Below are 13172 nucleotides of genomic sequence, written 5' to 3'. Positions count from 1 at the left end.
CGTTGGCTACACCAAGGGCGTACCCATGGGCGGTGATTTGCGCGATGCCCCGAAAGGGAAGTCGCCGACGTTTCTCGTCGCCGCCCTCAAGGACCCGATCGGCGCGAATCTGGATCGCATCCAGATCGTCAAAGGCTGGCTCGACGCCAAAGGTGACGTGCAGGAGAAAGTCTTTGACGTGGTCTGGGCCGATCCCGCCAAACGTAAGCCCGACTCCAAGGGTAAGCTTCCGCCGGTCGGCAATACCGTAGATGTGAAGAATGCGCTCTGGACCAACACGATCGGCGACCCGGAGCTGATCACGGTGTGGAAAGATCCGAATTTCGACCCGGCGCTGCGCGCGTTCTACTATGCGCGCGTCATCGAGATCCCGACGCCCCGCTGGACCGCCTACGATGCCAAATACTATGGCGTGAAGATGCCGAAGGAAGTCCCGATGACGACCCAGGAGCGCGCCTACACCTCGCCGATCTGGTATACGCCCGGGAAGTGAGGACGCGAATCTGAACCGCCGACTCCACTGAAACCGACCCACCCGTCGCAACCGGAGTCGGCCTATCCTGGGAATCACGTAGGGAGGGGACACAACGATGAGCGCCCTGCTTACTGCGACGGCAATCATCGAGCTGGGAGCCGGCCTTGGGCTGGCGGCGGCGCCATCGGTCCTAGCGTCGGTGATGGTCGGCGCATCGCTCGACACGCCCGGCGGGTTGGTCGTCGGTCGTCTGGCCGGGGCCGCGCTGCTGGCATTGGGTATCGCTTGTTGGCTGGCGCGCCAGGATGGACAGAGCCAGGCGGCACGAGGATTGATTACGGCCATGTTGTTTTACAACATGGCCGCGGTTGCAGTCCTCGTCTATGCGCGTACGGGCCTGGACCTCTCCGGCGTTGGTCTTTGGCCGGCCGTAGCCCTGCATGCGGCGATGGGCGTCTGGTGCCTCGCGTGTCTCAGGCGCAGGCAGAAGTGAACCACCCCCATGACCGTTCAGTAAAGTGAGGAGATCCCGAATACTTCGTTCGGGGGAGCGCCGACGATGCGGAACGATCCGGCCTCCTTCGTCGCTCATGGAGATCGAGAGTTGGCTCTGATGCCGGCTGGGACGGGGCGAAGCGCCACGACACAGATACGACCACCTGTTCGGAGAGCGGTGAGCGTCACATGCGTGCGTTGGTGTTTTGGCGTCCGACCATCATCAGGCGCAACATCGGGGGGGTACCTATGTCTCGTATCGCTCGGCTTCTGCGACTGCAGATCGTCTTCGTGGCGCTCCTGGCGTCAGGCTGTGTGACGTCTCCGGTCTATCGCGTGGCGCCCACTCCGCAGCAAGCGGAGTGCGTGCGGCCGGCGCGTGCGCCCGACGGGGACGTGCTCATCGGCTTGTCCGTGTCCGGAGGAGGCAGCCGGGCCGCGCTGTTCGCGGCGGGCGGGCTGGAAGCGCTGAGCCGGTTGCAGGTCGGGCCGGATCACCGGTCCCTGCTCGATCAGGTCTCCTATATCTCCAGTGTGTCCGGTGGGAGCATGGCATCCGCGTACTACGTCCTCAAGAAGCCCTCTCACGCGACCCGGGTCCTGACAGCGAATGGTGAGATCAGCAAGGAGTACCAGCGGTTTTTCGCGGGCTTCAAGGATGCGATGGCGCAGGACTACGAAGGTCCGCTGCTGCGGCGGCAAATTTTCCGACTTCGCTGGTTCAATCCGGCCTGGACCGCGCGCTCACTGGCCGAGATTATGAATGAAAAGTATCTCGGCGACGCGAATTTCGCCGCGCTGGCGCGCCGGGAAGCGCAAGGCGACAGTCCCTATCTGCTCGTCAACACCACGCTTTATAACGACGCACGCCGCTTCGTGGTCACCACGCTCGATCCCGAGGCGCTCCGATATGACTTTGTCCGCGAGTTGGAGCGCTCTCCGGGACAAGGGGAACTGGATGAGGAGGTTCAACGCCTGCTCCAAACCCGGTGGGAAACCCTGCAGTCCCGGACCCCCGGCGACCTCCATCTCGATGTCTGCTCGATCAAAGTGGCCGCCGCCGTGGCCGCGTCCATGTCCTTCCCGCCCGTGATCGGTCCGATCACGTTTCGCGTGGGTGATCAAGACCCGTATTGGCACGCGGGCGACGGCGGGCTGTCGGACAACTCGGGCGCCGAATCCGTGTTGATGGTGGCTCTGAAAAGATTGCAAGAAGGGAAGACGCGGCGCGTCCTCATCATCTCGCTGGACAGCTCGTTTCCGTTTGACGTGGGCGGCAAGTCCCTGAGCTTTCGCTCCGAAGGGTTCAGCCTCTTCACCTACGACTACTCGCGGATTCCGAGTATTATGGAAGAGCGGTCGAACGCGTATCGAACGTTCTTCTTCCGAGTCGCACAGCGGGAGGGGCTCTTGCCTGACGAGCGCACCCTGACGGTCGTCGTCCTCCGGCACACGGATGCGGTGTGGAAGGAGGATTTGAGCGATCTTCCGGAGTCCTGCCGCGAAGAGAAGGTCAACTGGAAATCACCGAAGGATGTCGGCGAGCACCTGGCCGGGATTGTCACGCGGCTCTGGTTGAAATCGACGTGCGATCGAGACCTGGTCGTGACAGCCGCGGCCAAGGTGGTCGCCCAGAATGAATCGAAGATCGGGGAGTTCCTGGAACCTCGGTGAATGGGCGTGCCCTAACGTGAGCCGACTCCGAAGGATCCGCCAGACATCGGACGTCCCGATTCTCGTGCTGACGCCCGCGTGGAGGAAGTGGACAAGCCGGTCGGCCTCGCGATCGCGGACGACTATGTCACCAAGCCGTTCTCACCCCGCGAGGTGGCACGAGTGAAGGTGATCCTGCGCCGTACCGCCCCAAGCGGACGGCGCCAGTACAGTTTCAGCACAACGACCGGATGTCCACCTTCCGGGGCTCAGAAGTGTTTGAGATCTATGGGGGTACGGTGCCGGCTCTTGAGCCGTGACCTGCTGACTGTTCGGGGCACGTCATCAGGCTTCTAAGTAGTTGAATTGGTGGAGGGTACCGGGATCGAACCGGTGACCTGCTGATTGCGAAAAATATCGAGGGGCAACCGGAGAAGAACGAAGAAGAGTTAAGCCCACGACAACTCGATGAAATTGAGTAAGAAGACATTCCCTTAATATGGCCGGATTTCGGAGGGGTTGGTAGCACCCTGGTAGCAGCAACGCCAGCCGAGAAAGACGCACTGTCCGCCAGAGGAACGCGCCTTTGCCTGAGGACACGGACAAGGTGACTGGCGGTTCTCGCCTTCAAAACTCTGAGTATCTGTCGGGCATCGTCGGAACGCCCGGCACCCCTTCTGCGATTCGTCAAATCGGTCCTATACCTCCTTTTGGGAATGGAGTCCTCTCGCCCACTGCTCCACTATACCAGTGTGGCACCATCCGATTTTGAAGATCTCGCCGCCCGCTACGATAGCTGGTATCAGACGCCCCTGGGAGCTTTTGCTCATACCCTGGAGCAGGAGGCGATCTTTGGTCTGGCCGACGTCAAACCCGGCTCACGGGCCATCGACATCGGGTGCGGAACGGGCACCTACGCGCTGGAGCTGGCGCGTCGAGGGGTGCGCGTGGTCGGTGTCGACACGTCATTTGAGATGCTCGCGATTGCCCGCGAAAAGTTTCGTGCGGCTGGTCTTCCCGGTTCCTGGGTGTGCGGCTCGGCCGAGGCGCTTCCCCTTCGGTCGGCGAGCGCCGACCTCGCCGTGGCCGTCACGTCGCTCTGCTTCGTGTCCGAGCCCGATCGGGCGCTCGCTGAAATGCGCCGGGTGCTCGCGCCCGGCGGCCGAGTCGTGATCGGCGAGTTGCACCGCTGGAGTTCGTGGGCGTTGGTTAGACGGCTGAAAGGTCTGGTGAAGGACACGATCTACAACCAAGCGCATTTCTGGAGCAGGCGGGAATTGGAGCGGCTCCTTCGGCGCAACGGGCTGGTGCCGCGCGACGCGCGCGTCGTCCTTCATCTCCCCCCCATTCGAAGCGGCGGGTTCCTCAAACGGGCACGCAGGGTGGACCATCTGCTCAAGCGGCTCCTCCCAGGGGCGGGAGCGTTTATCGCCATCGTGGCAGAGAGGCAGCGATGAGGCCCGAGACGATGGAGGCTGCGATGACTCCGAAGCGAAAGCGGTTCGGCCCGTCTGTTGACGGGGATTCTTTGTCGTGTTCATGGATCGGGCTTGACGGCAATCGAAAGAAAGGCCTATGGTATATCGTTATTTCGAAACATCGAAAGCCATTCTGGCTTCTGAGGTCGATAGATGCCGACACCCGCTCAGAACCGTGAAGACCAGGTCTATCGTCTCCACGCCGACATCTGCCAGACCCTGGGCTGTGTTTCTCCTTCACCGAGTTGGATACCACGAATGGGTGCCCGACGGGATGAAAAGTACTACACAGATACTCGACCCCTCGTGGGAGGGTATCTGGGAGTTGGAAAAAGAGACCGAGAACTGGATATCCCCGATGAAGCCCGCGAGTGGGAAAGCGATCATTGCTCGCAGTGGAGAATTCACGAACATCACGGTTCAAGCGGAACGAGCCAGAGAGCCATTCAAGAATGTCGTTGATTGCACACTCCGCTATAGCGGTGGACTGACTTACCTGCCTGAACTCACCCCATCGGGCCAGGCGGCAACGGCTACGATTCTGGGCTACTTTCGCGGGAATACTGCGAGCAGGATGGGAAATTCGGCATTCCCGAAGCCCGGCTCCTTTTATAAAGATGGGCAGAACCAGGAGGCCGTCGCGCCCTTTGATCCAAAGAAGCGCTATCAACAAGTCTTGATGCAGTGTCCGAACGCTGAATGGGATGGAGAGGGCCGCGTTCGCTTTCTGCTTCGTGCGGACAATGTTCTGGTCGAGTTTGGCGTTTGGTATGCCGATCGCCTTGCTGTGCGCCACTATCGACGGCGGGAAGGGGTCACGCCAATCAATAATCCAACTTCTGGTGTCTACAAGGGCAGCCCACTTTCGGTAACAGCCCCACTCTTGCTCGTAGGGCTGGTACTGGGTCTATGCTTATTGCGGCGCCGTGTTCGTCGGCGTAGGATGGGCGATGTCGTGGCCCAACAAGACGCTCCACCGGACGCACGCAACGACGGCGCGTGCCGGTGAGCCTGTTCGGTAGCGAATCGGAGACACGTGCGTGACCGCTCACACCAAAAGCAAACCGGCGAACAATCAACCCGATTTCTATGCACCGCTGAGGAGAGCGCTGCCCGTCGCAGAGCAGGTACAGGGGCTAATGCTCCGTCGCGCGAGAACGGGTATTCTCAGAATACTACAAGGCGGGGGTGCGCATACCGTGCTCGACGTGTGTTGCGGTTCTGGTTGCCTGGCCTGCCGTCTTTCAATGGCGGGGTTTGACGTCACTGGGGTAGATTCCTCCCCAACCATGCTTGACCGCGCAAGAACAAAGCAGCGGGTAGCCCGCTTCCTGCATTGCGACGCCTGCCATATGCCATTTTCTGGTGCGTTCGACGCTGCGGTAGTTAGTCTCGCGCTACACGAGATGGATGCTTCCCAACGTGATTCTGTGTGGGGCGAGATGCATCGCGCAGTCAGACCGGGCGGACTGCTGATTGCGCTGGACTTCACGATTTCGAAAAATCTGAAGTGGTATTCCCGAGCGGTCGGGCGGCTTATCGACAACGACGAAAAACAGATGGGCGGTATCAATCCAGCTCACTACGAGAATTTCCAGGAATTCATGAGCACTGGCGGCCTCGAGGGCTGGCTCAGTGCTCGTGAGCGAAACAACATGACGGCTCGCTACTACGGAGGAGGCAATCTCGGTGTATTCACAGTCGCTGCCTAACGCGGTGGAAACGAACGTGCAGCGGTCGCCCAATCCAACAAGTCACTAGCCACGACGCTCGAGGGAAAGAGAATGGTGTTGGACACCCTGTTTGCGACGCTCGCCGGCACTCGACTCACGCCTCGCGCCGGCGGGGTTGGAGTTCTCGATCACTCGATTGGCGCAGCACAATCCCAACGCAGTCGACTGTACGCCTACCTACAAGGCTCACAGATGAATTTGAAAACATGAGGGAGGGAGCTACTGGTGACCTGCTGAGTGCAAATCAGCAGGTGCAAGATTCATAAGTGCTTGGAATGGTGGAGGGTACCGGGATCGAACCGGTGACCTGCTGATTGCGAACGGACAACATGGGTTGGGGCTTCGGGCTTGATGTGGCGACGGTTTCCCCGTTTTCTTAGTCAAAACAGCGACGTGGCTCCATTCCAGTGATTTGTTGGATTCCAACGGTGCCTGTCTTTCCCAACGATTTTTAGCACGAATTTAGCACAAGCTGGTGACGTGAACCCCTTTGCTGAGACAGTTTTCGGTTGTCCCACCGATCGGTTTGAGCAGCACCCAAAAATCAGACAGGTTGGAAGTTTACAATCGGGCTCATCAAAAAAGGGAGATTATCGCAGTCCTTTGAGCACATCCAGAAACTGTCGCGCGGAGACAATCCCGATGTCCTCGTACCGGCGAAGCCGCAGCAGCGCATGATCGCCGGTGACGATAAGACCGGCGCCACCGGCCACCGCACACTCGATGATCCGGTTGTCCACATCATCGTTCGGAATGACAGAGAGGGTGATCGTGGGGTGCACCGTTGTGGCAAGCGCCGCGACCGTCCGCAACGCTTGTTCCACTTGGGGCAGGGGGCGCTGGAGCTTGTGAAGGAGAATGCCGCCGAGTTCGGACAAAATATGCGGCGAAACGAGCATATGGATCTCGCCGCGGTGCGCGCAATTGAGGACTTCGCGGGGCGTTCCGCCGAATAACAGCGCCGAGACGAGTGTGTTGGTGTCGAGGACCACCCGAGGGATCATACGCTCTTGGCGGCTTGTTCTCGGCGGTACTCGCTGACGATGCGCTCCACATCCGCTTCGCTGGTGATCCCCAGTTCTTTGGCCTGTTGCTCGCCGTACGCGTACAGCGCCTCCAGCGTCCGGGCGCGCTCCTCGTACTGCCGGAACGCTTCGCGCAGCACTTCGGATTTGCTGCGCCGTTCTTTGCGTGCGCGGGCTTGCGCGGCCTTGAGCATCGCGGGGGGGAGGGAAACAGTGACGGCGACCCGCCCGCGGGTGGTTCGGGCTTTCAACATCAGACACCTCCTTCCGTCGTTTAGCTGTAATACAAGTATGACAATACTATATGGGGCCGCGAACAGACGCGTCAAGAGGGCATGGAGAACGCATCAGCCTGGCGAATCGTCCGGCCACCCTTAGGTGCCGGAGACTCCGAAGACGTCCACTTTTGGTTCACACTGGCTTTCCGCAAGTCGTTGTGCTACACAATACTTGTTAAAAGCAAGTAACTCGATCCCGGCCCGTGAGACGTCGTCATCGGAAATCCGACTGCCCCGTGCACTTCGCCCTTGAAGTGTTCGGGGACGCGTGGTCTCTCCTCGTCATCCGCGATCTCATGTTCAAGGGCCGCACCAGTTACACCGACTTTCTCCGAGCCGAAGAGGGCATCGCGACCAACGTCCTCGCCGATCGGCTCGCGCGCCTGGAGGAGGACGGAGTGATCGAGAAGGTCGCGAGCAGTGACGGGCGTGGAACTGGCCGATATCGGCTCACCGCAAAGGGGATCGATCTCCTCCCGGTCATGCTGGATATCATCGAGTGGAGCGCAAAATACGACCCGCGAACAGCCGCTGACCGCCGCTTCGTGCGGCGTATTCGTCGCGATCGTGAGGGGCTGGAAGCCGAGCTTCGCTCGGCACTCCGCGCCAGGTGGAGCGAACCGCACGCTGACGATCGCGGGACTACCCACCGCGTCAAGGTGCGAAGAACGAAGGAGGCATCCAGATGACGATTCTCGAAAACTCCATCCGGATCGATGCGTCACCCGAGCAGGTCTGGTCCGTGCTCGCGTCCCTTGACGCCCTGGACCGATACGACCCCGGCGTCACGAAATCGGAAATCGTCACGTCGTCGCGGGAAGGGCCCGGGGCGGCGCGCCGCTGCGACCTCGCGCCGGGTGGGTGGTTTACGGAGAGGGTCGTGGACTGGATTCCAAGCCGCGCGCTGTCATTCGAGCTCTTCGAATGCACGCTCCCAGTCCGCCGTCTCAGGCACAGCTACACGCTTGCCCCCGACAGCTCAGGGACGATCGTGCACCAGCGGATGGAGTACGAGCTCAAGTTCGGTCCGGTAGGCAAACTGATGGATGCGCTGATGGTCCGGAAGAAGTGGAACGCAGGCATTCAGGGCTTCTTCTCCGGGCTCAAACACTACGTCGAGACCGGGCGGCGTCCGTCGGGCAAGGAGTAGCCGAGGATGGCCTACGATGAGTTGCTCGCTGAGCGAGTGCGCCGAGTCGTGGGGCCCCGACCGGACGTGACCGAGAAGAAGATGTTCGGTGGCGTGGCCTTCCTGCTGAAGGGGAAAATGTTTTGCGGGATCATCAAGCACGACCTTGTGGCGCGCATCGGGCCCGAGCGGTACGAAGCGGCGCTTGGTGAAGCTCACGTGCGCCCGATGGATTTCACGGGTCGGCCGATGAGGGGTTACGTCTTTGTGGGGCCGGGCGGCTCCCGGACCGAAAAGGCGGTCAAGAAGTGGGTCGAGCGAGGCACCACGTTCGTCGCCACGCTCGAACACCGTTCCGCTCAGAATCCAGCAAAGCCGCGCGCGGGTGACCGGTAGCTGATGGCGTTTGACGACCAACTGTCAGAGCGGATTCGCAAGCAGCTTCGTAAACGTCGCGACGTGACCGAGAAAACGATGTTCGGCGGTCTGGCCTTTCTAGTGAATGGCAACATGTGCTGCGGGGTCCACGGGCTGGAGCTGATCGTGCGTCTTCCCGCGGACGAGGCCGAACGCGCGTTGAGCCAGCCGTATACTCGCATCTTCGACCTGTCCGGCCGTCCCATGAAGGGCTGGATTCTGGTGCAAGCGAAAGGGCTTGCCGACGACAGGATGTTGGCACAGTGGGTCGACGTTGGGGTGCGCTATGCGGCCTCTCTGCCGGAAAAGAAGAAGTGAGACAGCCCGTTCCCGCAAGCAAAGGACACCCTTCAACCAAAGGAGAGAGACATGAAAAAGTTTATGTTGCTGCATTTCGGATTCAAAAAACCCACGCCGGAAATCATGAAGGCTTGGCAGACTTGGTTTGAATCGATCGCCGACCAGCAAGTGGACCAGGGTGGGTTCAGCGGTGGTCGAGAAATCTCGAAGAGTGGAACCAAGGACCTCCCATGGAACATGGAGTCCATTACCGGCTACAACATCATCGAGGCGGAGAGTCTTGATGCGGCCGAGAAACTCGCCAAGAGCAACCCGTTTATTGCGAGCATTCGAATCTACGAATTGAGGTCGATGTAGACGTATTTCTCGGAAGTTGTCTTCGCGTTAAAGCAACAGGCGTCCAGCGAGGGGGCTTCTGACTAACGACGCGTTGCGGGTGACGTCTGGCCTAGTCTCGCCTGAGGACTCCGGCGGTCAGCTGCCCGTTAGGTCCAGAGCTACCTTCGGAACTCCCAGCCCGACCAAGAATTGGCGACACATCGCCCAGAGTTGCATTTCATCGCGGACAACTTTCAAAACCGTGTTGAGGCCAATCAGAAAAGCGACAACGGTGCGTGCCGCTGCGCGTTCATCCGAGAGAGTCCGAATCTCACCCTGACGAACAGCCTGGCGCAATAGACGCTCACCCGACTGGCGCAGCACAATCCCAACGCAGTCGACTGTACGCCTAGCTACAAGGCTCACAGATGAATTTGAAAACGTAAGGGAGGGAGCTCCGGTGACCTGCTGAGTGCAAATCAGCAGGTGCAAGATTCATAAGTGCTTGAATTGGTGGAGGGTACCGGGATCGAACCGGTGACCTGCTGATTGCGAACGGACAACACGGGTTCTGGTTTCGGGCTTGATGTTGCGACGGTTTCCCCGTTTTCTCTGTCAGAACAGCGACGTGGGTCGATTCCACTGATTCTGGCGATTCCGCCAGTCCTTGTGCTTTTCGACGATTTCCAGCACGAATCTAGCACAAGCGGGTTGGGACAATCGTCCAAGTGGACTCTCGAGGATTCTCGGGAAGCAACCATCTCCTTCGTTCATTCTTGTGTGGCTCGTTCTGAGCAGGACTCCGTCACGCTGGAACTGCAAAGTTTAGAGTGCGCGGCGTTCTTCGCCGTCGCTCTGGCGCGGTTTCGCCGGAAAATCGCGCTCGCGTGAGCGGGCCATCGGCCGGGCGAGAGTCGCGCGCCATGGCGAGACTCAGCGCTTAAGAAACCATGACCGTCGTCTATTCAGGCGGCCTGTGCCCTGCTTACGGCTAGTTGCGTGTCTTCGTCCTGGATGTCAACCTCCGTAACGTTTCGAGCGGCTCCGCGACAATAGGGTGGAGGGTCGAGGGGTCGGGAATGTGGGCTGATCCCAGGACGGGCAGGCCCCGCACACTCCTCGACTCCGAGGAAATGGGACACGGACAGGCAAGGACCCCAACACGGGACGAGAGAAGGTGAGCGGCGATGTATACACTCCCACAACCGTTAGGGGCGGTCGCACGCCTCAAGCTCGTGGCGCTCTGGTGGGCGCTGCGATGGGGATGGTAGGCCGGGGTTGGATGTCGCAAACACGTCATCTCTGCGCGATGACGGTGTGATGTGGCCTTGGTACCGTATCACACAGCCTGGGCTTAGGCCAGGCGACCGGACACGAGGGATCCATGCTGATTCGGCGCGCACCTGATGTGAAGTCATCCGACATCACGCCTCATGCCGTCTACATGATGAACCGCCGCCGTTTCCTGGAGTCGGTTGGGCGCCTCGCCGTGGCCGGAGCCGCCATGACCCTGATTCCGGGATGCCTGAGCCCCACGCCGGCCAAGGCGGGTGCAAAGTTGGATGGCGTCACGAAAGGTCCCTATGGGACCGACGAGGCGTTGACCCCGTACGTCAGCGTGACGTCCTATAACAACTTCTACGAGTTCTCCACCGACAAGCAGGACCCCGCCCGACTCGCGAGGGACTTCAAGCCCCGACCGTGGTCGATCGCAGTGGAGGGCGAGGTCAGGCGCCCGGCGGTGTACGCGCTGGAAGATTTCATCAAGCCGTACGCGCTCGAGGAGCGCGTCTACCGGCTGCGCTGCGTGGAGGCCTGGTCGATGGTGATTCCGTGGGTGGGCTTTCCGTTGGCCGAGGTGATCAGGCGCGCAGAGCCGACCTCTAAGGCCAGATACGTGGAGTTCGCCGCCCTGTACGATCCCACGCAGATGCCGGGTCAACGATCGCCTATCCTCGATTGGCCGTACGTCGAGGGGTTACGGTTGGACGAGGCGATGCACCCCCTGACGATCCTGGCAGTCGGGCTCTACGGGGAGGTCCTGCCCAACCAGAACGGCGCACCGCTTCGGTTGGTCGTCCCGTGGAAGTACGGGTTTAAGAGCATCAAGTCGATCGTCAAGATGCGCCTGGTGGAGCGGGAGCCGAGAACCACGTGGGCCGAGATCAATCCGCGAGAGTATGGATTTTACGCCAACGTGAACCCGACCGTGGACCACCCGCGGTGGAGTCAGGCGCGGGAACGCCGGATCGGGGACTGGATCAAGCGCAAGACGTTGCCGTTCAACGGCTACGCGGAGCAGGTCGCGTCCTTGTATGCCGGGATGGACTTGGCCAAGAACTTTTGAGCACCTCCTGCGGGGCTCGCGCGAGGAGACGAGGGGGAAGGGGATGCGATGAATAAGCGGCTCTTCAGGAATGGGTGGACGACGCCAGGGATCAAGCCGGCGGTCTTCGGGTTGTGTCTTGTCCCGTTGCTCTGGCTGGTGTGGGACGGCGTGAGCGGGAACTTGGGAGCGAATCCCATCGAGACCGCGGTCCGGCGAACCGGGGTCTGGGCGCTCAACTTCCTGCTGATCTCGTTGGCGGTCACACCGGCTCGGCGCCTGCCAGGCTGCAGCCGACTCATCCTGTTCCGGCGGATGCTGGGCCTGTTCGCCTTTTTCTACGGATGCCTTCACCTGATGATGTACGTGGGCGTGGACCAATTCTTCGCCGTGGAGGACATCGTGAAGGACGTGATCAAACGGCCGTTCATCACCGTGGGCATGGCAAGCTTTGTGCTCCTGATCCCGCTGGCCGTCACCTCAACCAATCGCATGATTGCGCGCCTCGGAGGGGCGAGGTGGCGCAGGCTGCATCGGTTGGTCTATCTGATCGGAATCGGTGGCGTCTTACACTACTTCTGGCTGGTCAAGGCGGACATCCGGTCCCCGCTGATCTACGCAGGGCTCTTGGTCGCGTTGCTCGGTGCGCGCATGTACCTCGCCTATGGGAGCCGGGGGCTCTCCCCGAGCCGTCCGGCGCCGCGCGGCCGGAGCGGTATGTTGGATCCCCGGTCGGCCGCCGAACCGCTCTCACCGTAGGGAGACGCTCCGCGATCCTCGCCGGGGGCGTGAGCGGACGTCATCAAAACACCACTGCGTCGTCATCGACGCGGCATACGGGGTTGCGATACTGGGTCCGTGCCGATGCGAGGAGCGTTACGCGGAGGATCCGGGGCGGGTGGTTTTCCAGGTTTGGAACCGGCGGAGCAGTTCGTCGCGTACAGCGGGCGGCATGGGCTCGGGCGGCAACTGGCCCAGGGTATGAACGGTCTGTCTCATCTGGCGGAGGTAGCGGCGGCACCCCAGGCAGACCCCGAGATGGAGTTGGAAGCGAAGCCGATCGACCAGGCCGAGTTTTCCCTCAAGATAGTCGGTGATGACTTCTGTGATGTGCTTGCACGTCACCTTCGTTCCCACGTGGTTAAGAACATGGTACCACAGCTCCCGTCGGGTCATCGGGCGGTCTCCTCCGTTCGTAGGTAGTTCTCCAAGTCGCGCCGGACTCGTAACCGCGCACAGTGCAGCGGGACTCGTCAGTTGGTCTCGCTGACGGCCAGAATGTTACAGACCTGCCGACGAAAGGATCCCCCGCGGGCGAGAGGCGTTGCCCAGTGCCCGCGAGCGAGTTTGTGGATTGGCGGTCAACTAACTGTAACGAACCGCCACGGCTTCGGACTATGTCATCGAGAGTCGCGCACGCGGGGGATGGCTCAGCGTTGTCCCGCGATCTGCGCGAAGGCGCACGTTCAGGAGGGATGCCATGCCGTGTCCACGCTGCAATGGTTTGATGGTGATCGATCAGTGCTACGACCTCTTGGATGACTC

At 60.8% G+C, this 13172-nt stretch carries 16 protein-coding genes; 13 read left to right on the top strand and 3 right to left on the bottom strand.

Translation table 11 applies throughout. The annotated features are described in order from the left end of the window. From AB1451_10785 to AB1451_10760, 6 genes are all read left to right on the top strand, one after another. Positions 1–493 (top strand): DUF3604 domain-containing protein (locus AB1451_10785; GenBank protein MEW6683391.1); only part of this gene is annotated, 493 nt, incomplete at its 5' end. A gap of 97 nt (positions 494–590) precedes the next feature. Next, on the top strand, positions 591–968 hold the full coding sequence (locus AB1451_10780) for a hypothetical protein (GenBank protein ID MEW6683390.1): 378 nt from the start codon (positions 591–593) through the stop codon (positions 966–968). A gap of 251 nt (positions 969–1219) precedes the next feature. Then, complete coding sequence (locus AB1451_10775) at positions 1220–2644, top strand: patatin-like phospholipase family protein (GenBank protein MEW6683389.1); 1425 nt, start codon at positions 1220–1222, stop codon at positions 2642–2644. Positions 2645–3375: 731 nt separating this feature from the next. After that, the gene (locus AB1451_10770) at positions 3376–4080 is read left to right on the top strand and encodes a methyltransferase domain-containing protein (GenBank protein ID MEW6683388.1); all 705 of its coding nucleotides are present in this window, start codon (positions 3376–3378) and stop codon (positions 4078–4080) included. Between the two features lie 346 nt (positions 4081–4426). Then, positions 4427–5110 (top strand): hypothetical protein, encoded by a 684-nt coding sequence (locus AB1451_10765; GenBank protein ID MEW6683387.1) that lies wholly within the window; start codon positions 4427–4429, stop codon positions 5108–5110. Between the two features lie 31 nt (positions 5111–5141). Then, a complete protein-coding gene (locus AB1451_10760) occupies positions 5142–5813 on the top strand; it encodes a class I SAM-dependent methyltransferase (protein MEW6683386.1) in 672 nt (223 codons plus the stop codon). 611 nt (positions 5814–6424) lie between these two features. Here the strand turns inward: AB1451_10760 and AB1451_10755 are convergent. After that, positions 6425–6838: a putative toxin-antitoxin system toxin component, PIN family gene (locus AB1451_10755; protein ID MEW6683385.1), complete on the bottom strand. Its 414-nt coding sequence runs from the start codon at positions 6836–6838 to the stop codon at positions 6425–6427. Further along, positions 6835–7113: a ribbon-helix-helix domain-containing protein gene (locus tag AB1451_10750; GenBank protein ID MEW6683384.1), complete on the bottom strand. Its 279-nt coding sequence runs from the start codon at positions 7111–7113 to the stop codon at positions 6835–6837. The genes AB1451_10755 and AB1451_10750 overlap by 4 nt, the downstream gene beginning before the upstream one ends. 260 nt (positions 7114–7373) lie before the next feature. Between AB1451_10750 and AB1451_10745 the strand changes: the two genes are divergently transcribed. The 7 genes from AB1451_10745 (at position 7374) to AB1451_10715 (ending at position 12386) form a co-directional block, all read left to right on the top strand. Then, positions 7374–7826: a helix-turn-helix domain-containing protein gene (locus tag AB1451_10745; protein ID MEW6683383.1), complete on the top strand. Its 453-nt coding sequence runs from the start codon at positions 7374–7376 to the stop codon at positions 7824–7826. After that, positions 7823–8287, top strand: a complete 465-nt coding sequence (locus AB1451_10740; protein MEW6683382.1) for an SRPBCC family protein — start codon at positions 7823–7825, stop codon at positions 8285–8287. Before AB1451_10745 ends, AB1451_10740 begins: the two co-directional genes overlap by 4 nt. 6 nt (positions 8288–8293) lie before the next feature. After that, on the top strand, positions 8294–8662 hold the full coding sequence (locus AB1451_10735; GenBank protein ID MEW6683381.1) for a TfoX/Sxy family protein: 369 nt from the start codon (positions 8294–8296) through the stop codon (positions 8660–8662). A 3-nt stretch (positions 8663–8665) separates the two neighbouring features. Next, on the top strand, positions 8666–9001 hold the full coding sequence (locus AB1451_10730) for a TfoX/Sxy family protein (protein ID MEW6683380.1): 336 nt from the start codon (positions 8666–8668) through the stop codon (positions 8999–9001). A gap of 51 nt (positions 9002–9052) precedes the next feature. Further along, entirely contained in the window at positions 9053–9340 is a 288-nt protein-coding gene (locus AB1451_10725) for a hypothetical protein (GenBank protein MEW6683379.1), read from the top strand. Between the two features lie 1345 nt (positions 9341–10685). Beyond that, positions 10686–11648 carry a protein-methionine-sulfoxide reductase catalytic subunit MsrP gene (gene msrP / locus AB1451_10720; GenBank protein MEW6683378.1) on the top strand — a complete coding sequence of 321 codons (963 nt, stop codon included), beginning with the start codon at positions 10686–10688 and terminating at the stop codon, positions 11646–11648. Between the two features lie 48 nt (positions 11649–11696). Beyond that, positions 11697–12386 carry a protein-methionine-sulfoxide reductase heme-binding subunit MsrQ gene (locus AB1451_10715; GenBank protein MEW6683377.1) on the top strand — a complete coding sequence of 230 codons (690 nt, stop codon included), beginning with the start codon at positions 11697–11699 and terminating at the stop codon, positions 12384–12386. Positions 12387–12503: 117 nt separating this feature from the next. On the opposite strand, the gene AB1451_10710 is transcribed toward AB1451_10715, so the two are convergent. Further along, complete coding sequence (locus AB1451_10710) at positions 12504–12803, bottom strand: zf-HC2 domain-containing protein (protein ID MEW6683376.1); 300 nt, start codon at positions 12801–12803, stop codon at positions 12504–12506. Positions 12804–13172 lie beyond the last annotated feature (369 nt).

The sequence above is a fragment of the Nitrospirota bacterium genome (assembly GCA_040757335.1).
Taxonomy (GTDB): Bacteria; Nitrospirota; Nitrospiria; order 2-01-FULL-66-17; family 2-01-FULL-66-17; genus JBFLXB01.
This window is presented reverse-complemented; position numbering and strand designations above follow the sequence as displayed.